Source organism: Bacillus sp. LR--39, from assembly GCF_053613335.1.
Map to the genome: position 1 here is coordinate 1 of NZ_JBSIOT010001089.1, position 635 is coordinate 635.

The following is a 635-nucleotide window of genomic DNA, read 5'->3' on the forward strand; positions in this document are numbered from 1 at the left end:
AACAATTATCTTTATTACGCATGACTTGGACGAAGCGTTGCGGATCGGCGACAGAATTGTCCTAATGAAGGACGGCAACATCGTTCAAATCGGCACGCCTGAAGAAATCCTGATGAATCCATCTAACGAATATGTTGAGAAATTCGTCGAAGATGTTGATTTGTCTAAAGTCCTCACAGCAGGCCACATTATGAAACGCGCTGAAACAGTGCGGATTGATAAAGGGCCTCGCGTAGCATTGACACTGATGAAAAACCTTGGAATTTCTTCAATTTATGCAGTGGATAAACAAAAGAAATTATTAGGTGTTATCTATGCGTCTGATGCGAAAAAAGCGGCTGAGTCTGATTTGTCACTTCAAGACATCTTGAATACAGAATTTACGACTGTACCAGAGAATACGTATCTGACTGAGATTATTGACGTTGTGTCCGATGCGAATATTCCAATTGCGGTTGTGGATGAGAAGCAAAGAATGAAAGGAATTGTCGTAAGAGGCGCGCTGATTGGCGCACTTGCCGGCAATAACGAGTATATCAATGCTGAAGGCACTAACGAACAAACACAAGATCCTTCTGCACAGGAGGTGAAATAAGATGGATAGACTGCCTAGAATACCTTTAGCAGATATTATT

Annotated in this window: 1 pseudogene; it reads left to right on the top strand. The window is 41.7% G+C overall.

Going from position 1 to position 635, the window contains the following annotated elements:
- Window positions 1–595 (top strand): annotated as a pseudogene (gene opuAA / locus ACWHAR_RS28625) (glycine/proline betaine ABC transporter ATP-binding protein OpuAA); the annotation flags it as partial.
- Between the last annotated feature and the right edge of the window lie 40 nt (window positions 596–635).